The sequence below is a fragment of the Kangiella sp. genome, from assembly GCF_048265365.1.
Lineage (GTDB): Bacteria > Pseudomonadota > Gammaproteobacteria > Enterobacterales > Kangiellaceae > Kangiella.
The window spans coordinates 601,635-620,977 of sequence record NZ_JBLXBT010000001.1; the positions used below are offsets into that span (position 1 = coordinate 601,635).

The window sequence follows — 19,343 nt, forward strand, 5'->3', positions numbered from 1 at the left end:
TCATGAAGAAGTTCTTACGACAATACGGTGTTCTCTGCGCCCTGCTGGCCATAAGCCTTACCGCTTTTGGTCAGGCCGGCTACATCAAAGCCAAAGCTATCCTCGCTCAATACTTGCTAGAAGACGCCTGGCAGCAAACCTTAACCGACGGACAAGAACACAAACCCTGGGATTGGGCAGATACCTTCCCCATAGCCAAGTTGCAGGTTCCGAGTCAAAACATTGAGCAGTTAGTCTTATCCGGAGCCTCAGGTCGCAACCTAGCATTTGGCCCCGGCCACCTTCTATCAAGTAGCCTACCCGAACAGGCTGGCCATACCATTCTGGGGGGACACCGAGATACACACTTCGAGTTCCTGCAATACCTCAAAGCTGGTGACGAGATTTCCATACAGGACAAATATGGTGTGGTTCATCAGTTCAAAGTGACCGGGATAGAGGTACACAATATAGAAACTGATCAGATTCAGGATAGAGGCTTCAACCAGCTCACCCTGGTGACCTGTTATCCATTCAACACCCTAGAAGTGGGAGGACCATTACGTTACCTGGTTCATGCGGAGAAGGTTTGATGAAATTCTTCTGAAATGGAATAAATCTATTTGCTCACCGTTATATGATTATACTCAAAGACGGGAGTCATGTATGAAACGGTTAATCCAGGGGATTTTATTAGTCTTGATGTTGGTGGGGATTGTTATTTTGTTGTTACGGTAATTTTAAACGTAGGGTGCGTCGTGACGCACCTCTTTTTTTATGCCGTATATATCTAAAAACTAACCGCTAACCCTTTTCAACTCGACAAACTGATAATGATAGGGGTTTTTGTCATCGGGCTGATGCTTTTCGCGAGACACTTCTTGCCATTCTAAATGCGTCCAGTCGGGGAAGCGGGCGTCGCCGTCGGCATCTAAATCAATAAAGGTTAAATAGAGTGTGTCGGCATGGTCGATCATTTGGCTGTAAATATTGGCACCGCCGATAATCATGACCTCTTCGGCTTCGCCTGCTGCGTTAAAGGCTTGTTCAAGGCTGGTGACGACTTGACACTGTTCGTTATGAAATGCTGAACGGTAATCAGGGTTGCGACTGATGATGATATTTTTGCGGCCAGGTAACACCATACCAATCGATTCATGCGTTTTACGACCCATGATCACCGGCTTGCCTAAGGTGACTGCTTTAAAATGTTTCAAATCAGCGGGCAGATGCCACGGCATTTCATTGTCTTTACCGATGACTCGATCATTGGCCATGGCGACGATTAAACTTATGCTCGGTCTGCTGAAGGTCGGCTTGCTCATATCAGAATCCTAAACGGCTACCGGTGCTTTGATGTGTGGATGACTTTCGTAACCGACAATTTCAAAATCTTCGAATTGATAATCAAATAAAGAATCTGGCTTACGTTTGATATTCAGTTTGGGTAGCGGCAATGTGTCGCGCGATAGCTGTTCTTTGGCTTGCTCAAAATGATTGCTGTACAAGTGAGTGTCTCCGCCGGTCCAGATAAATTCGCCAACATCCAATCCCGTCTGCTGTGCCATCATATGAGTTAATAGAGCATAGGACGCAATATTAAAGGGCACGCCCAGGAAAATGTCTGCGCTGCGTTGATACAGCTGGCAGGATAGTTTGCCGTTGGCGACATAGAACTGGAACAGTGAGTGGCAAGGTGGTAAAGCCATTTCATCAGCAACACCTGGATTATAGGCCACAACCATCAAGCGCCGACTGTCTGGATTGGTTTTAATTTGATTTAGCACGTTGCTAATTTGATCAATGGTGGTGCCGTCCGGTTTTTTCCAGGAGCGCCATTGCTCACCATACACAGGACCAAGGTCACCATTATCATCGGCCCAATCATCCCAGATCGAGACACCATTATCTTTTAGGTATTTAATGTTGGTATCGCCATTTAAGAACCATAGCAATTCATAAATAATCGAGCGAAGGTGTAATTTTTTAGTGGTAACTAATGGGAAACCATCCTGTAAATTAAAACGCATCTGGTAGCCAAATACGCTACGCGTTCCAGTTCCAGTTCTATCGCCTTTGTCTTCACCATTGTCTAAAACATGGCGCATCATATCGAGATATTGTTTCATAGTGACTACCGTTTCTACCCTGTCGTCTTGTCAATTGAATGCAAAATCAATTAAGCCTGTTTTGCCTTTTTGCTGTAGGCCATTACCAATAAAATGACACCCGCTACAATCATTGGTGCGCTGAGCACCTGCCCCATGGTGAGCCAGGAAATGATTTCGCCCAGGTGAGCATCTGGCTCGCGGAAAAATTCGATACAGAAGCGTGCTGTGCCATACCCTAACAGGAACAAACCCGACACCGCCATACGGGGGCGAGGCTTGGCTGAATAGAGCCAAAGCACGATAAATAAGATTAAGCCTTCAAATAGTGCTTCGTACAATTGAGATGGATGGCGCAATAAGCCAAGTTGGTCACCCGGGAAGCGCATGGCCAGGAAGAAGTCAGCGCTTGCTTCACGTCCCCATAGCTCGCCATTGATAAAATTGCCGATACGGCCAAACATTAAGCCAAGCGGCACCAGAGGAATAACAAAATCGGTAACTTCGAAGAAAGATTTTTTGCTTTTCCGAGCAAAATACCAGGCACCACCGGCAACCCCGAGCATACCGCCGTGGAACGCCATGCCGCCTTCCCAGATCTTGAACAGATACCAGAAGTCCTGCTTCCACCATTCGAAACCATAGAACACTACATAACCAACGCGGCCACCAATGATGACGCCGATGAAGGCATAAAACAGGAAGTCGGCGACCTGATCTTTAGTCCAGCCCGAATTAGGGCGAGTGGCGCGATAGTTGCCGAGCATCCAGGCGGCAATAAACCCCAGCAAATACATAAGCCCATACCAACGCAGGGCAATTGGGCCTATTTCAAAAATAATTGGGTCAATGTTTGGTAAGTTCATTTATCTCTCTAACATATTGTTTTATCAGTATTTTGTAATAATTTTAACGCCGACTACGATCAGCAAGATGGCGAAAAAGCGTTTTATCACCTTGGTTGGCAAACGGTGCGCAAGATAGGCACCAAAAGGCGCGGTGATGATTGAGCCGACGGCAATCGCAATCATAGCAGGCAGATAAACATATCCCAAATGATAATCTGGCAACCCGACCACATTCCAGCCCAGTAATATATAGCCCACGGCGGCCATCACTGCCAACGGCAAACCACAGGCAGCGGCTGTGCCAATCGATAACACCAGCTTTTCTTTATGAAACAACAGATAAGGCACCACCAGACTACCGCCACCAATCCCAACTAATGAGGACAAGGCGCCCATTACCACCGCGCTGGGTGCTGCCTGTTGCCAGTGCAGACGCTCGCCTTTAGCCACCGGCAATTTATCGATCATCATGCGCAAGCCCATCAAGATCGAGAAAAAGCCAAATATCCAGGCCAGCCACTCAGTATTCATCAGCTTGGCTAAATAGGCACCCAATAAAGCGCCTACCATAATTCCCGGCACGAGTAACTTTAATAATCGAACTGAAACAGAACCACGGCGATAGTGCGCCAGGGCGGATGAAACAGCGATAAAGCAGATGGTTGCCATCGACGTGGCCAATGCCATGTGCATGATGTGCTGGTCCGGTACGCCAATTTGCGGCAACAGCCAGACCATCGCCGGAACAATCACCAGGCCCCCGCCAATACCGAACAAACCGGCGAGAACGCCGTTCAGTAAGCCGAGCCCCAGCAGTAAGATTAAAAAGTAAGGTTCAAGTGCCATGCACACCAATAGGAAGATGTTTTTCGTTGCAGGGCATTATGACGAATGGTGCAGGGATAGGCAAAGAGTAGTGAATGGCTAAATTGTTGTAAAATAAATTGAAATTGGTTGATTTTTGTACAGCGTCGGGTAAGATTTTGAAACTTGGTGCTAAATTTGGCGCCTAATGCTTGTGATTGACAGGGGATTGACTAACAACCAAGAAGGAGTTTTACCATGTACAAGCATTCTCTAATAAAAACCGCGATTCTCGCGTTGTTTGCCTTTTTACTCAATCCATTGACACTGTTTGCAGCGGAGGAAAAACCGCCGGCGTTGGTTAGTATGTGGGCAATGGATGTTAAACAGGGCTCGGAAAAAGACTTTGAAGCAGCTTTTAAGTCACACATTAAAGCTCGTCAAAAGGCAGGCGATACTCGAAGCTGGCAGGTCTATACTCCTCACACCGGGTCTCACTTTAATCGATATATTATCCGGTATTGCTGCTTTAAATGGGCTGACCAGGATGCATATTCCAAATGGGCAGATAACTCAAAAATAATGTCTGACTGGGAAAACGGTGCCGGTAAGCATGTTGAGCGTTATGAGCACCACTACAGTTGGGTAGATATGGAAAATAGTCACTGGAATGATGATGTGAGTTATCAGTTTGTTGGTGTCCGTACATATTATTTGAAACCAGACTCGGATGTTAGCGATTCAGTTAAGGAGATTAGCGACTTGGCTAAAGCAATTAAATGGGATCGTAATTGGGGCTGGAATTATAGTGTGACTGGTCCTAGCAGGTTACAACTGGCCTTCCCGTTCAAGAACTTTGCTGATATGCAGCCACCGGAGCCTAGCTTTGGTGATCTTGCGGAAAAACATTTAGGTTCAGAAGACAAAGTAGATAAGATATTTGATCGGTTTAGTCAAAGCTATAGTAAGACTAAATACAATATCTATCGTCACCGTCCAGAGCTTTCTATTCCAGCGAAAAAATGAACTGAGACAGAGATAAAAAAGAGTGGTTTTGCCGCTCTTTTTTTTATGCCGACTTCAATAATTCCTTGGCGTGCTGGCGAATAGTTTCGGTGATTTCGACGCCGCCTATCATGCGGGCAATTTCTTCAATACGCTGAGTTTGGGTGATCTCAAGCAGCTGCGTTTGGGTAGCTTTCTTGTCTTGTGATTTGCTGACTTGCAGGTGGTGGTGGCCTTGAGCGGCGACCTGTGCCTGATGGGTCACGCACAGAATTTGGGCTTGCTTGCCAAGCTCTGCTAATAGCTTACCGACGATTTCGGCGGTCCCACCACCAATGCCGACATCCACTTCGTCGAATATCAGGGTGGGTAATTGGGTAGTTTGTGCGTTGATGACCTGCAGTGCCAGGCTGATACGGGATAGTTCACCGCCGGATGCTACTTTACGCAGCGGCATCGTTTTTTGTCCTGGATTAGTGCTGACCATAAACTCTGCTGTTTCCAAACCGGTACTTTTATGTGAATTGGCATCTTGCTCATTAAAGGACACTTCAAAAACACCATTACCTAAACCAAGTTGCTGCATTAATTTAATGACTTCTTGATTTAGCTTCTTGGCTGCCTGGTGGCGCTTGGTGCTGATTGTTTTGGCCAATTCAAGGTACTGCTTTTCGAGCTTGGAGAGTTCTTTTTCAAGATCGTCAAAGGTTTGCTCATCGCCTTCCAGATTTTCCAGCTCTTGCTGCAACTCTTGTAAGGTTTGTGGCAGGTCTTCCATGCTGACCTGATGCTTGCGCGCAAGATCGTGTAAAAGTGAAATCTGCTGATCGAGTTCTTGATAGGCCTGCGGGTCGATATCAAGGCTTTCTAGATAATCGCGCAGCTCATGACTGGCTTCGTCGATTTCAACCAGCGCTGACTGCAATAAGTCGTGGGTGTTTTTTAAGCCTTCATCCACTGCCAGCATGTCATTGATGTTATGGACAATGCGTCCAAGGTTAGAGGATATTGTATCTTCATCTTCACTCAGGGCAGCGAGACTCTGTTGACCTTTTTCTAGCAGGCGACTGGCGTTGGCAGCACGCTTATGTTCCAGCTCAATGTCGTTGGCTTTATCAATCGGAGCCTGCTCCAGCTCTTGTAGCTGAAAGCTGATCAAATCTTTGCGATCATTTTTATCTTTTAAAGCGCTTTGAAAGGCTTTGAGCTTGGAAGAAATGGAACTGATCTTGCTGGCCACTTTGGCCAGCTCTGCACTTTGCTCGGTCAGTCCCGCGTAGCGGTCGAGTAATTGCAAATGTACCTGAGGTTTGAACAGGGATTGATGTTCGTGCTGACCATGGATATCAACCAGGAAGTCACCGAGTTCGGAAACCTGTGCCAGATTGACCGGTTGGCCATTAACAAACGCTTTGGAGCGGCCATCATGATTGATGACGCGACGCAAAATACAGTGGTCGTCATCATCTAGCATTTGTTCGTCTAACCAGTCTTTAACATGCGGTAATTGCTGGATATCAAAATAGGCGCTGATTTCAGCTCGTTTGGCACCGTTGCGCACCACGTTACTGTCGGCGCGCTCACCCAATGCATAAGACAATGCATCGACCATAATCGACTTACCGGCACCGGTTTCACCAGTGATCACAGTCATGCCGGATTTCAGGTCGAGATCCAGTTGATCGATAATGGCGAAATCTTTGATATGAATACTGGTTAGCATAAGTTCTTGGTGGCCTAGTTTAGAGTCCAGCTTAGAGCTTCGAGCCCCAGCCTAATTTGGTTCTTAACAAGCGGAAGTAATCATAATCTTTTGGGTGCAATAACCACAAGTCTTCTTTACGTTTACGCACGCAAATTTTCTCACCGGGTTGCACCGGGAAGCGCACCTGACCATCGCAGCTTAAGCGTGCTTCATTTGGATTGCTGTTGCTGAACACAATATCCACTTTGCTGTCCGCATCAATCACGATGGGGCGGCTGGATAAAGTATGTGGGAACATTGGTACTAACGTAATGGCGTTAATGGATGGAGAAAGAATCGGTCCGCCAGCGGACAGTGAATAAGCGGTTGAACCTGTCGGTGTGGAAATGATCAAGCCATCGCCTCGAGCGCTGTAAACGAAAGAGTCATTGATGTAGACCTCAAACTCAATCATGCGCGAAATCTCACCGGGATAGAGCACAATGTCATTGAGCGCATCACTGGAGCGGTCATCGCCATCAATATTGGCTTCCAGCAAAAAGCGATGTTCCTCGCTATAGTTGCCGGTTAATACTTCGCTGACTTTTTCGGTAACCTGTTGTGGCTGAATGTCGGTTAAGAATCCAAAATAACCACGATTTACTCCGAGCAGCGGCTTGTTGTAGGTTGCCATCAGGCGTGCGGCATACAGCATACTGCCGTCACCACCGACCACGATAATCAGATCGCAGCTTTCGCCCAAAGTTTGCCAATCACACTGTACATCACCAGGGATGGCAAGCTCCTTTGCAACCGCTTCTTCGACCAATACGCGATAGTCCTGCTGTTGCAGGTGGCCAAAGAGGGTAACAATGGTTTCGCCAACTTCGTGATGTTTTGGCTTGCCCATGATGCCAATGGTTGCAAAATTAAGGTTTGACGGCATGATTAGTGGTTAACTACTTGTAATTGTCATATTGAGCCACATTTAAGAATATATGGAGCAAATAGGCAAGTCGTCTGCCATAATTTGTGGTTTTATCGAACCGCGGGCTTGATGGACGCCAAATTGCTAAGATGAACCTATGACTAAATTTGACCAACGCGCACAAACATTGATGAAGGCTCTGGTGGAATCCTATATCGCCAGTGGCCAACCTGTGGGTTCGAAAAAGTTACTGGAGCAAACGCAGTTGGCGGTCAGTCCAGCCACGGTGCGTAATGTGATGCAGGATCTGGAAGCCATGGGACTGTTAACGGCTCCGCATACCTCAGCGGGACGGATTCCTACCGCGCAGGGCGTGCGAGTGTTCGTGGACCAGTTGCTAACGGTTTCTAATGTCGAAGAAGCCTATCTGAAACAGTTGCAGCAGCAACTGGGCCGTGCCTCAGAAACCGGTGAAATGCTGGCCAGTGTTAGCCGTATGCTGTCCAACATGACCAATATGACGGGGCTAATTCGCGTACCCAGTCGAGATGTGACGCGTGTTAAACACGTTGAGTTTTTACCGTTATCGCAGAATAAGATCCTGGTGATTCTGATTCTTGATGACGGAGAAGTGCAGAATCGCGTCATTCAGCTGGACTCCGAAGTGTCGCGCGATGAATTGCAGCAGGCTTCCAATTATGTGAATCACAACTTTGCTGGTAAAGAACTGAATACCGTTCGTCAGGAATTGTTGCATGAGCTTAAAAGTGATCGCGCACAGATGGATGTCATGATGTCGTCAATGATGGAGGTAGCCGAAAAAGGCTTTTCCAAGGACGACAATGATGATGAAGTGCAGGTTACTGGCAAGTCACAGTTGCTGAACTATACCGGCGATATCTCGGATTTGAAGTCATTGTTTGATGCCTTTGCTGAGAAAACGCAAATGCTGACCTTGTTGGATAAATGTTTGAGTGCCGAGGGCGTGCAACTCTTTATTGGTGAAGAGTCGGGCTATGATGTGTTCTCGCAATGCAGTGTGGTGGGCGCGCCTTATTCCATCGACGGTAAAGCAGTGGGTGTTTTGGCCGTAGTCGGGCCGACGCGCATGGCTTACGACAAAGTGATTCCGATGGTCGATATTACCGCCAAATTAATCAGCTCAGCCTTGAAAAAGGATAGCTAAACCCTAATATATCGGCCAGTTTAAAATTTTACTGAATGCAGAAGCGGAGAGAGTGCTAATGTCTGAAAAAGACAACAAAAATCAATCGGTTGAAGACAAGATTGAAGAAATAAAAAATGCGGTTGAACAAGAAGCTGCAGAAACCGAACAGAATGACGCAGAGCAATCCGAGGTGGATGCTGGCCAGGTATTTGAAGATATGACTGAAGAAGACCGTAAATTTGCTGAGCTAGAAGCTGAGCTGGAAGCCGCTAGACAAGAAGCAGCGGAGAATAAAGACTTAGCACTTCGTACTAAAGCAGAGGCGGATAATACTCGTCGTCGTGCTGAGAATGAGGTGATCAATGCGCGTAAATATGCGATTGAGAAGTTCGCTGTAGAACTATTGGCAGTAGTCGACAGTATCGAGCAGGGTTTGTTGCTGAAAGCGGAAAGCGAAGAAAGTAAAGCGATTCAGGACGGTATGGAACTGACCTTGAAAATGACGCTATCGACGCTTGAAAAATTCGGTGTTGAGCAATTGAATCCGCTAGAAGAAGTGTTCGACCCGCAATTGCACGAAGCCATGACCATGGTGCCAAGCCCAGAACATGAATCGAATACAGTTATCGATGTGTTCCAGAAAGGTTATACGTTAAATGGACGTTTGATTCGTCCAGCGCGTGTGGTGGTAGCACAGTAGTTAATTAACTTTCTGGTCAGCTTTAGCTTTTGAAAAAAATCACTAAGGATTGTTAATTGTTTACCATAATACCTCCTCAACGGTTCAAGCAGATCCCCTGGAAAAATGGCAAAGGCATGACCACTGAACTGGCAATCAGCGAAGGTGGAGATGTAAACGATTTTGACTGGCGACTGAGCATTGCTGGTGTGGCTGAAGATGGCATTTTTTCAAACTTTACCGGCATACAACGCTATTTATTTTTGCTTACTGGAAATGGTCTAAAGCTAAGACATCAGTTCGGCTCAGAGTTTGATAATAAAGAAAACATAAGCTCTCACTGTTTGTTAGAACCCTTGGATTTAGCCACTTTTGATGGCGGCTTGTTAACTGACGCTGCATTAATAGATGGCCCTATTACTGATTTTAACCTGATGGTGAAACAGGGTGCTTTTGAGGTTAAGACACAGGTATTAAAGGATAATGGGCTGATAGAAGACTTCCCGCTAGCGGATGTTAATTTTGTCTATGCGGTTAACGGCGATTGCCAAGTGAGTGGTCTGGAGCAAGAAATTACTCAAGAAAAAATCAGCCTTCAATCGGGGCATTTGTTAATAATAGAACCAAAGGTATCGCTTTCAACCAAGCCATCCATTGATGTTGATGGCAAACAAGCTATTGTGGTTGCATTGAAAAAAGTTTGCACCAACCCTGCAGAGGAGTAAACTTCTGTGCTTCAAGCGAGGTGTCTTTGCAAAAGCCGCTACGATTAAAGACATTAACAGTAATATTTTGAAGTAAAAGGTATCAATAATGGGTCGCGCGTTCCAAAATCGTAAAGAATCAATGGCCAAAACCTCGGATCAAAATGCCCGGGTTTACAGTAAATACAGCCGTGAAATCTACGTCTGCGCCAAACAGGGCGGAGCTGAGCCGGAAAGTAATCTAGCATTACGTAGCTTAATGGATCGTGCCAAACGCGATCAGGTGCCAGCTCATGTTATTCAGAAAGCTCTGGATAAAGCACAAGGTGGAGCTGGCGAAGATTTTGCCGTTGCCCGCTACGAAGGTTATGGCCCTGGTAATGTGATGGTGATTGTGGACTGCCTGACCGACAACCCAAATCGCACCTTTGGTGAAGTTCGTCAGTGCTTCGTTAAAACCAAATCCAAAATTGGCACCGAAGGCAGCGTTATGCACATGTTTGACCACAGTGCTATTTTTGTCTTCAAAAGTGATGATGAAGAAGGCGCTTTGGAAGCCTTGATGATGGCCGACGTGGACGTCACTGACATTGAACATGAAGATGGCAAAATCACCGTATTTGCTCCACAAACCGATTACTTCAAAGCCAAACAGGCTCTGCAAGAACATTTTGGTGATATCGAATTTGAAGTAGACGAAATTCAGTTTGTACCTAAAGTCATGACGCCAATTTCCGGCGAAGACCTTGAAATGTTTGAGAAATTTTTAGACATGGCTAATGACCAGGACGACGTTCAGAATATATATCATAACGCCGAGTACTGATACATGGCATATAAAAAATGGCTTTCCTGAAAGCCATTTTTTATTATCTTTAACAAATAATAAGCAGTAGCTCTAGTAGAGATAGCATCCCTCAATACACTTGATAAAACGACATGAGAAGATGATCGAACTTGTCTTGAATCCAGTCTAGTAATTCAGTCCTTTTAAAATTAACCCCAAAAAAAGTAAGTTGAAGGGGTTGATCTCTAAAACCCGCCCCCCATATATGTTTCAAGCAAGTTTTAACGTTATTTTTGGAGTAGTAAGATGGCCAAAATCATTGGTATTGACTTAGGTACAACAAATTCATGTGTAGCCGTTATGGACGGCGACAAACCACGCGTTATCGAGAATGCAGAAGGTGCGCGTACAACCCCATCCATTATTGCCTTTACTGACGGCGAGACTCTGGTCGGTCAGTCAGCAAAGCGTCAAGCGGTTACTAACCCGCAAAATACTCTGTACGCTATCAAGCGTTTGATCGGTCGTAAGTTTAAAGACGACGTCGTTCAAAAAGACAGAGGCATGGTGCCATACAACATTATCGAAGCTGATAACGGCGATGCCTGGGTTGAAGCTAACGGTAAAAAAATGGCTCCACCACAGATTTCTGCTGAAGTTCTTAAGAAAATGAAGAAAACAGCGGAAGACTTCCTGGGTGAAGAAGTTAAGGAAGCGGTTATTACCGTTCCTGCGTATTTCAATGACTCACAACGTCAGGCGACAAAAGACGCTGGCCGTATCGCGGGTCTTGATGTTAAGCGTATTATCAATGAGCCAACCGCGGCAGCTCTTGCCTATGGTATGGACAAAGAGCGTGGCGATCGCACTATCGCAGTTTACGATTTAGGTGGTGGTACATTCGATATCTCTATCATCGAAATCGCTGAAGTCGATGGCGAACACACTTTCGAAGTATTGTCGACTAACGGTGATACATTCCTGGGTGGTGAAGATTTCGATATGCGCGTTATCGAATATTTGGCAGCAGAGTTCAAGAAAGACTCAGGCATCGACCTGAAAGGCGATGCGCTAGCCATGCAACGTTTAAAAGAAGCGGGCGAGAAAGCTAAGATTGAATTGTCTTCAAGCACGCAAACTGAAATCAACCTGCCATACATCACAGCTGATGCAACAGGTCCTAAGCACTTAAACTTGAAATTGACTCGCGCTAAATTAGAAGCGCTAGTTGAAGACTTGATTGAGCGCAGCATGGAACCAGTTAAGCAGGCATTGAAAGATGCAGGTTTATCAACTTCAGAAATTAATGATGTGATTCTAGTGGGTGGACAAACCCGTATGCCGAAAGTACAAGAAGCCGTAGCCGGTTTCTTCGGCAAAGAACCACGTAAAGACGTTAACCCAGACGAAGCCGTTGCAGTCGGTGCCGCGATTCAGGGTGCTGTATTGTCTGGTGATGTTAAAGACGTATTGCTACTGGACGTAACACCATTGTCGCTTGGTATCGAAACCATGGGTGGCGTTATGACTCCGCTGATTGAGAAAAACACCACGATCCCAACTAAGGCATCGCAAACTTTCTCAACAGCCGACGATAACCAAACCGCAGTAACCGTTCACGTGTTACAGGGTGAGCGTAAAATGGCTTCTGAGAATAAGTCACTAGGTCGTTTCGACTTGGCGGACATTCCACCTGCGCCACGCGGTATGCCACAAATTGAAGTCACTTTCGATATTGATGCAAACGGTATTATGCACGTATCAGCGAAAGATAAAGCGACTGGTAAAGAGCAATCGATTCAGATTAAAGCCTCTTCAGGTTTGAGCGAGGAAGAAGTCGATCAAATGATTAAAGATGCTGAGGCGCATGCTGAAGACGATAAGAAATTCCAGGAGCTTGTCGAAGCGCGTAACCAGGCTGATGGTTTGGTGCACGCAACTCGTAAATCGCTAAAAGATGAAAACATCACTTTCGAAGAAGGCGAAAAAGAAGCCATTGAGAAAGCAGCCAACGAGCTAGAAGAAGCGATTAAAGGCAATGAGATCGAAGATATCAAAGCCAAAACCGAAGCTTTAAGCCAAGCATCAGCCAAGTTAGCAGAGCGTATGTATGCTAACGCTCAAGCGCAAGCAGAAGCCGGCCAGCAGGCTGGTGGTGAGCAAGCGCAAGGTCAAGGCGCTGCTGATGATGTGGTGGATGCAGAGTTTACGGAAGTTAAAGACGAAGATAAAAAGTAATAAGCTCTAACTAGCCCTTTTTGCTTCTGACTTTGTTGCAATGTTGGTTTCGATGCTCAGGCACTATTTGTGCATTCCGCGTCTCACCCAACATTGCGCCGCGTCAGAACCTAAAAGTTCTTAGTTAGAGAGTGCTAGATGTTAGTTCGAAAGTTATGTAAAAAATTAATTACTTTACTCTCGAACCAAATATCTCGCTAATTTAGAGCTAGCATTAAGCTTTAAGTCGAAAATGGAACAACGATAACGCAGGATAGGATCCATTGGGATACCGTCCTGCGTTTGCTGTAGTGAGCTGCAAGTCAGCCAGAGCTCAAAAACCAAAAGAGATCAACAACCAAAGTAGTTAAGTATGTCAAAAAGAGATTATTACGAAGTATTGGGTGTATCAAAGTCTGCGGATAAAGCCGAGTTAAAAAAGGCTTATCGCCGTTTGGCTATGAAAAACCATCCGGATCGTAACCCTGATGACAAGGATGCGGAAGCACGTTTTAAGGAAGCCAAAGAAGCCTATGAGGTTCTAAATGATCCACAAAAGCGCCAAGCATATGATCAGTATGGTCATGCCGGCGTAGATCCGAACATGGGTGGTGGTCATGGGGGTTTCCATGGTGCTGACTTTGGTGACATTTTTGGCGATGTGTTTGGTGATATCTTTGGCGGCGGTCGTCGTGGCGGCGGTGGTCGACGTCAGGCACGTGGCTCTGATTTACAGTACAACATGGAGATCACATTGGAAGAAGCCGTATCTGGTGTGACTAAAACCATTCGTATTCCGACCATGGTTAACTGTGAAACTTGCGATGGCTCTGGTGCTAAAGCGGGCACAGGCACAGCTACCTGTAGCACCTGTCATGGTCAAGGCGCTGTGCGCATGACTCAGGGCTTCTTTTCAGTGCAACAAACCTGTCCTGATTGCCGTGGCACCGGTCAGATCATTAAAGATCCTTGCCCTGATTGCCATGGTCAGGGACGAGTTCAGAAAACTAAAACCCTGCAAGTTAAGATTCCAGCTGGTATTGATACTGGCGATCGTATTCGTCTGTCTGGCGAAGGCGAAGCAGGTGGTCCAGGTGCAGTTACGGGTGATTTGTACGTACAGGTGCATGTCAAAGAACATCCGATTTTTGTACGCGATGGCGCTAATCTTTACTGCGAAGTGCCGGTCAATTTTGTGACTGCTGCGCTAGGGGGTGAAATCGAAGTGCCAACTTTAGAAGGACGTGTTTCTCTTAAAATTCCAGCAGAAACGCAAACCGGGAAAATGTTCCGCTTAAAAGGTAAAGGCGTTAAAGCCATGCGAGCGGGATACACCGGTGACTTGATGTGTCGTGTGGTGCTCGAAACCCCAGTTAGTTTAGGCAAAGAGCAAAAAGAATTGCTGAAGCAATTTGGTGAGACACTGGCCAGCGGCAAAAATAGTCCGAAAGAAAAAGGTTGGTTCGACGGTGTTAAAAAGTTTTGGGAAAGTATGACAAGTTAATCAATGACAATTTTAATCGTAAAAAAGCCTGCAGAAAGCGGGCTTTTTTTTTGCCTTTTAATGATTTGAGTTTCCCTGCATATTCCCTGCATATTTGTATGTTGTAGTGCCTAGTAACAGGAAACAAGCCGATAAGGCTTGAGTGGATATTTTAGGGTTCAAAGATAGGTTTAAAAGGGGTGCTTATGTTTAGTAACAATAATAAATTGCGATTACTAGTGATTGGGCTAATGGCCGGTTGGCTGAGTGGGTGCAGTGGCGGTGGTAGTAGTGGTTCGGAAGAAAAAACACCTGAGCCACAGACGAAAACCGGTGTTTTTATGGGGGGGACTGTTCAAGGCCTTGCTTATGCCACTGAAACGCAATCTGGAGTTACTACAGCAGCCGGAGAATTCAGTTATTTCGAAGGAGAAACTATCCGTTTTTATATTGGAGCAACACAGCTAGGTGATGCCGTGGATGTTGCTGCAAGTTTGGACCCCTTTGATTTAATGCCTGGAGCGGCTTTACCTGAAACAACCACAGCAACTCGAAAATATCTTGAGAAACTGAATACGTTGTATGATGGTCGGGTAAAATCGGATCCCGATGTAAGGTTCGTCAACACGATGACCATACTCTATACCGCCGATTCTGACAAAGATGCCAGTAATGGAATCCTTATCAAACCCGGTGTGCATAGCGCTTTTGCAAAAGCATTGGATCCAGCTCAAGCAGTTAGAGGCTTCTATTTTTACAACACTGATTTTGGGGTGCAATCTTTCCGAGCTTATAACAATAATGCTACTGAAAATGCTCGAATCATTAGCCTTAATCAGGTGTTAGATAATCTTTATGCTTATTTGGGAATCACACCTCAAATCTATTCTGCTACAACATTCAAACATGATTCCAACGGTGATGGCATATTAGAAAGTAACCAAGCCATAAGCTATGACAGTCGCCTGATGGTAAGCCAGATCACTCACCCTAGTGGTGAAACGGAGGAATATCAGTTCAACAATTATGGTGATCTTCTGTCTTACCAGGAGCTAGTCAGTGGTTATAGTAAGGTTAATACTTATAACATCCATGGTCAGTTACTCAAGCTTGAGATAGACAGTAATGGTGATGGTGTGACTGACTACGGTGAAAATTATCAGTACAACAGTTTGGGCCGAGTAACACGCTGGGGCATGGATAGTGATGGGGATGGAACCGATGAAGAAAGCTATCATATAGAGTATAACGCCGATGGTTATGCGACCTCCTATTACGACTTTGACGATACGACCGGTACTGTAACCTATAGTGATGAGGCCCGGTATGATGCAAATAACAATCAGATATTCTTTGCGGCAGATTACGAAAATGATGGAGTCAATAATCTGATCAGGGAGTGGGTATATGATGAGAACGGCTATCTAATAAGAGGGTCGGAAGATTATGATGCCGATGGAATTGATGACTATACCGTAATGTATGAAAACAATTCAGACGGTTTTCCCATCCTCTTAGAATTTGATTTTAATGGAGACGGGCTAATCGACAGGTTAACGACCAAGAGTTACAACGAATACCATCAAGTACTAACTCGCTATGAAGACAATAATAATGATGGCGTTTATGATTTAATTTGGGAAGATGATTACGACGATAATGGTAACTGGATTGAGCAGCGAATCGATTGGAACGGCGATGGTTTATTTAATTATTATTATTTAGCTGTCTATGATGATAATAACAATAAGGTGTCCGAAGGGAATGACAATGATGGTGATCGGGTATTGGACTACGTGACTTATTATCAATACGACGCTAATGGCAATCTAACACGGTCTTTATTCGACTCTGGTAATAACGGGAATTACAATATAGTGACTGACTATGCCTATGACAGTAATAGTGCGCTTATTAAGCGAGAATATGATCAGAATGGCGATGGAGTCATCGATGATATTAAAGAAATGACTAATCAGTTGGTGAGTTTTGTGGGTTACTCTACCTATAGCGGTAACATTAATCCTTAGTTGAAAACAGCACACAAAAAAGCCCGCTTCTCAGCGGGCTTTTTTGTGTCTTATACTCTCTCCGAAACCACTAAGCTGTCTGGCTTAATGATGACTGAGGGTTGTTAATATCAAGCAGTGTCTGGTGAAGCTTGGCTTCCACTTTGGCTGCATCCATATCATTGATATTAATATGACCTACTTTTCGACCAGGCTTTACTGACTTGTTATACCAATGAATTTGCAGCTCATCATCAAGCAGATGCTTATCAATTGGCGCTTTGCCTAATAGGTTGACCATGGCTGAATAGCCTTTATTAGGTGCCTGGGCTATCGCCTGACCACTGATGGCGCGGATATGCTTGTGGAACTGCGATGAATTACAGCCAATCTGTGTCCAGTGTCCACTGTTATGGACGCGTGGTGCAAACTCATTGATGAGTAACTGCCCATCTTTGAGGAAAAACTCAATAGTCAGCACACCAACATAATCCAGCTCCTTAAGTGCAGCGCTGGCTATTTTTTGGGCCTGTTCAATGACTTCATCGCTGACGTCTTTGGCTGGCGCAAAACTAAAATGCAGGATGCCGTCTTTATGAACATTTTCAGTCAAGCTGTAGTGCATGATATTGCCATGCTGGTCGCGCGCAGAAACGATAGACACTTCTTTATCAAAATCAATCATCTGCTCAGCGATAAAAGTCTCTTTAGGGGCTGCCTTTTCAAGAACTTCACATGCTTCCTGCAGATTGTGAACGCGCCATTGGCCTTTACCATCGTAACCTGTCGAGCAGCGTTTGATGATTAAGGGCCAGCCAAGCTTAATGCCCGCATTCATTAAAGATTCAACGTGATCAGTTGCCGCCCAGGGGGCTACCGCAAATCCTAATGACTCGATGAACTTCTTTTCAGAGCGACGGTTCTGAGATATTTCCACCGCATCAGGGTTAGGATATACCCGACATAGCTCATTTAAAGCGCGTAGCAGCTCGACATCCAGGTCTTCTTTTTCAACTGTGATGACATTTGGCTTGCCTAGTAGAAGATAGATTTCATTGGCAGTTAGTTTGGTATAATCGGTTTGAACCAGGTGTCCTAACCCTTGAACTGCCGAGGTGTCATCCTGCTCAGTACACAAAAAGGCGAAATTGTAGCCCATAGAAATGCCGGCCAGCGCCATCATGCGTGCCAGCTGACCAGAGCCGACAATGGCGACTTTATAGCTGTTTGAATTAAGTAGGTCGATTACATTTGCTGAACTCACTGTGATACCTCCTCGGCAACTGAAGCCGTTTGGTTAGCTCTCCACTCTTGTAGAGCCGTTCTTAGAGTTGCATCGTGCAAAGATAAAATTTGGCTGGCCAGTAGCCCGGCATTAAAAGCGCCAGCATCGCCAATTGCCTGGCAGGCAACGGCAACGCCCTTCGGCATTTGTACCATTGATAATAAACTGTCCATACCCTTTAACTGCTTGCTTGACATGGGCACTGCAATAACCGGTAGCCAGGTCATGGCGGCTGCCATTCCGGCCAAATGAGCGGAACCACCAGCGCCGGCAATGATGACTTCAATGCCACGCTCAGCCGCTTCATCGCAAAATTGATAAAGTCGGTTTGGGGTGCGATGAGCAGAAACAATCTTGGTCTCGTATGGAACACCAAGCTCGTCAAGCACCGTGGTAGCGTGTTGCATGCTGTTCCAATCGGACTGCGAGCCCATGATGATGCTGACTTTAGGGCTGATTTGAGAAGAGCTCATAGTAATCTCCTAGCTGAAAAGTAATTTGTGAATAAGGCTGTAGTACAAAGGAATGCCGACCAGAACATTGAACGGGAAGGTCACGCCTAACGAGGCTGTAATGGCAATTCCCTGGTTGGCTTGTGGTAGCGCAACCGACATGGCTGCAGGTACAGCAATATAAGAACAACTCGCGCCTAGAGTCGTTAACAACAATGCGCCGCCTTCGCTTAGACCGAATGACCAGGCTAATAAGCCACCGAGCAGACCGCCGATTAATGGCATTAAGATGCCAAAGGTAGCGATAAAGGTGCCGTACTCGATGAGATGTTTACTCTGTCGAGCAGCAATCTGGCCCATGGCCAGCAGGAACAAGGCTAAGGCGCCATGGAATAAATCTTTAAAAAGCGGAGCAATTGAGGCCATTTGTTGTGGGCCTGCTAACCAGCCAATGAGAACGCCACCGAACAGTAGCAATACTCCTTGATTTAACAGCGATTCATGGAGCAGGCCTTTGACATTGACCGAGCTCTTGCGGCGCTTTGCTAACAAAATGCCAACTGCAATTGCAGGCGCTTCAAGAATGGCGACAAACAGCGGAAAGTAGGCTTCGTATTCAATGTCTTTGCTTTCCAGAAAAGCGACCGCCACCGCATAAGTGGCAACACTGACCGAACCGTAATGGGCGGCAATATTGGCTGCATTAATGCGATCCAGCATGCCGAAGTATCTCAGTAGCGGGTAAGCAATCAGGGGAAGAATAAAACCAAAAGCCAGTACCGCAATGACCTGAATGATCAGGCTCGCTGAGAAATACTGCTCTAAAGCCGCCCCACCTTTGAGGCCGATGGCCAATAAAAGGAATAGAACCAGCCCTTTATAAAGACCTTCCGGGAAATCAATATCCGACTTGAGGAAGGTCGCTATAAAACCCAACAAAAAGAATACAACAACGATATCAATTTGCATGCTGGGCCTCACCAGTATTATTACGGCGGTTGCTGCGACGCAATACTCGGCTAATGCTTAACACAAACAGGGCTGCGCCTGTGATGGCAAGCATCCAGCTACTGTATCCGAAATAGGCTAAACAACTGCCGATTAGCAGAATCATTAATGAAGTGAATAATTCAAAAGATTGAGTACGATTTAGCGACATTGTGTCAATTGGGTTAGTTGATTTGGGCGCTATTATAAGAATTT

The 19,343-nt window shown here is 45.7% G+C and carries 19 protein-coding genes; 9 read left to right on the top strand and 10 right to left on the bottom strand.

What is annotated here, in order from left to right; genetic code table 11:
- The first annotated feature begins 2 nt into the window (after window positions 1-2).
- A complete protein-coding gene (locus ACN0VI_RS02880; protein ID WP_417445717.1) occupies window positions 3-572 on the top strand; it encodes a class GN sortase in 570 nt (189 codons plus the stop codon).
- A gap of 204 nt (window positions 573-776) precedes the next feature.
- Here ACN0VI_RS02880 and folA read toward each other — a convergent pair whose 3' ends face one another.
- The 4 genes from folA to ACN0VI_RS02900 are packed head-to-tail and all read right to left on the bottom strand — an operon-like array spanning window position 777 to window position 3,781.
- A complete protein-coding gene (folA, locus tag ACN0VI_RS02885; RefSeq protein WP_417445718.1) occupies window positions 777-1,304 on the bottom strand; it encodes a type 3 dihydrofolate reductase in 528 nt (175 codons plus the stop codon).
- A gap of 9 nt (window positions 1,305-1,313) precedes the next feature.
- Window positions 1,314-2,108, bottom strand: a complete 795-nt coding sequence (gene thyA / locus ACN0VI_RS02890) for a thymidylate synthase (RefSeq protein ID WP_331891153.1) — start codon at window positions 2,106-2,108, stop codon at window positions 1,314-1,316.
- Between the two features lie 50 nt (window positions 2,109-2,158).
- Window positions 2,159-2,953 (bottom strand): prolipoprotein diacylglyceryl transferase, encoded by a 795-nt coding sequence (lgt, locus tag ACN0VI_RS02895; protein ID WP_417445719.1) that lies wholly within the window; start codon window positions 2,951-2,953, stop codon window positions 2,159-2,161.
- 24 nt (window positions 2,954-2,977) lie between these two features.
- On the bottom strand, window positions 2,978-3,781 hold the full coding sequence (locus ACN0VI_RS02900) for a sulfite exporter TauE/SafE family protein (protein ID WP_417445720.1): 804 nt from the start codon (window positions 3,779-3,781) through the stop codon (window positions 2,978-2,980).
- A gap of 216 nt (window positions 3,782-3,997) precedes the next feature.
- Here ACN0VI_RS02900 and ACN0VI_RS02905 point away from each other — a divergent pair, with 216 nt between their 5' ends.
- Window positions 3,998-4,765: a hypothetical protein gene (locus tag ACN0VI_RS02905; RefSeq protein ID WP_417445721.1), complete on the top strand. Its 768-nt coding sequence runs from the start codon at window positions 3,998-4,000 to the stop codon at window positions 4,763-4,765.
- 43 nt (window positions 4,766-4,808) lie between these two features.
- On the opposite strand, the gene recN is transcribed toward ACN0VI_RS02905, so the two are convergent.
- Window positions 4,809-6,467 (bottom strand): DNA repair protein RecN, encoded by a 1,659-nt coding sequence (gene recN / locus ACN0VI_RS02910; protein WP_417445722.1) that lies wholly within the window; start codon window positions 6,465-6,467, stop codon window positions 4,809-4,811.
- 31 nt (window positions 6,468-6,498) lie between these two features.
- The gene (gene nadK / locus ACN0VI_RS02915; protein ID WP_331891161.1) at window positions 6,499-7,374 is read right to left on the bottom strand and encodes an NAD(+) kinase; all 876 of its coding nucleotides are present in this window, start codon (window positions 7,372-7,374) and stop codon (window positions 6,499-6,501) included.
- Between the two features lie 139 nt (window positions 7,375-7,513).
- Here nadK and hrcA point away from each other — a divergent pair, with 139 nt between their 5' ends.
- The 7 genes from hrcA to ACN0VI_RS02950 all read left to right on the top strand — a co-directional run bounded on the left by hrcA (window position 7,514) and on the right by ACN0VI_RS02950 (window position 16,424).
- Window positions 7,514-8,542, top strand: a complete 1,029-nt coding sequence (gene hrcA, locus ACN0VI_RS02920) for a heat-inducible transcriptional repressor HrcA (protein WP_331891163.1) — start codon at window positions 7,514-7,516, stop codon at window positions 8,540-8,542.
- Window positions 8,543-8,600: 58 nt separating this feature from the next.
- Entirely contained in the window at window positions 8,601-9,224 is a 624-nt protein-coding gene (gene grpE, locus ACN0VI_RS02925; RefSeq protein WP_331891164.1) for a nucleotide exchange factor GrpE, read from the top strand.
- 56 nt (window positions 9,225-9,280) lie between these two features.
- Complete coding sequence (locus ACN0VI_RS02930; RefSeq protein WP_417445723.1) at window positions 9,281-9,928, top strand: HutD family protein; 648 nt, start codon at window positions 9,281-9,283, stop codon at window positions 9,926-9,928.
- An 88-nt stretch (window positions 9,929-10,016) separates the two neighbouring features.
- Complete coding sequence (locus tag ACN0VI_RS02935; protein WP_331891168.1) at window positions 10,017-10,733, top strand: YebC/PmpR family DNA-binding transcriptional regulator; 717 nt, start codon at window positions 10,017-10,019, stop codon at window positions 10,731-10,733.
- A 267-nt stretch (window positions 10,734-11,000) separates the two neighbouring features.
- Window positions 11,001-12,932, top strand: a complete 1,932-nt coding sequence (gene dnaK / locus ACN0VI_RS02940) for a molecular chaperone DnaK (protein ID WP_331891170.1) — start codon at window positions 11,001-11,003, stop codon at window positions 12,930-12,932.
- A 352-nt stretch (window positions 12,933-13,284) separates the two neighbouring features.
- Complete coding sequence (dnaJ, locus tag ACN0VI_RS02945; protein WP_417445724.1) at window positions 13,285-14,415, top strand: molecular chaperone DnaJ; 1,131 nt, start codon at window positions 13,285-13,287, stop codon at window positions 14,413-14,415.
- A 185-nt stretch (window positions 14,416-14,600) separates the two neighbouring features.
- Window positions 14,601-16,424 carry a hypothetical protein gene (locus ACN0VI_RS02950; protein ID WP_417445725.1) on the top strand — a complete coding sequence of 608 codons (1,824 nt, stop codon included), beginning with the start codon at window positions 14,601-14,603 and terminating at the stop codon, window positions 16,422-16,424.
- A gap of 70 nt (window positions 16,425-16,494) precedes the next feature.
- Here the strand turns inward: ACN0VI_RS02950 and ACN0VI_RS02955 are convergent, their stop codons facing one another.
- Genes ACN0VI_RS02955 through ACN0VI_RS02970 form a run of 4 tightly spaced genes read right to left on the bottom strand, consistent with a single transcriptional unit; the run spans window position 16,495 to window position 19,299 of the window.
- Window positions 16,495-17,667, bottom strand: a complete 1,173-nt coding sequence (locus ACN0VI_RS02955) for a 5-(carboxyamino)imidazole ribonucleotide synthase (protein WP_417445726.1) — start codon at window positions 17,665-17,667, stop codon at window positions 16,495-16,497.
- Window positions 17,664-18,161: a 5-(carboxyamino)imidazole ribonucleotide mutase gene (gene purE / locus ACN0VI_RS02960; RefSeq protein WP_417445727.1), complete on the bottom strand. Its 498-nt coding sequence runs from the start codon at window positions 18,159-18,161 to the stop codon at window positions 17,664-17,666. Before purE ends, ACN0VI_RS02955 begins: the two co-directional genes overlap by 4 nt.
- A gap of 9 nt (window positions 18,162-18,170) precedes the next feature.
- Window positions 18,171-19,109: a sodium-dependent bicarbonate transport family permease gene (locus ACN0VI_RS02965; protein WP_417445728.1), complete on the bottom strand. Its 939-nt coding sequence runs from the start codon at window positions 19,107-19,109 to the stop codon at window positions 18,171-18,173.
- Window positions 19,099-19,299 carry a hypothetical protein gene (locus ACN0VI_RS02970; RefSeq protein WP_417445729.1) on the bottom strand — a complete coding sequence of 67 codons (201 nt, stop codon included), beginning with the start codon at window positions 19,297-19,299 and terminating at the stop codon, window positions 19,099-19,101. The genes ACN0VI_RS02965 and ACN0VI_RS02970 overlap by 11 nt, the downstream gene beginning before the upstream one ends.
- Window positions 19,300-19,343: the final 44 nt, after the last annotated feature.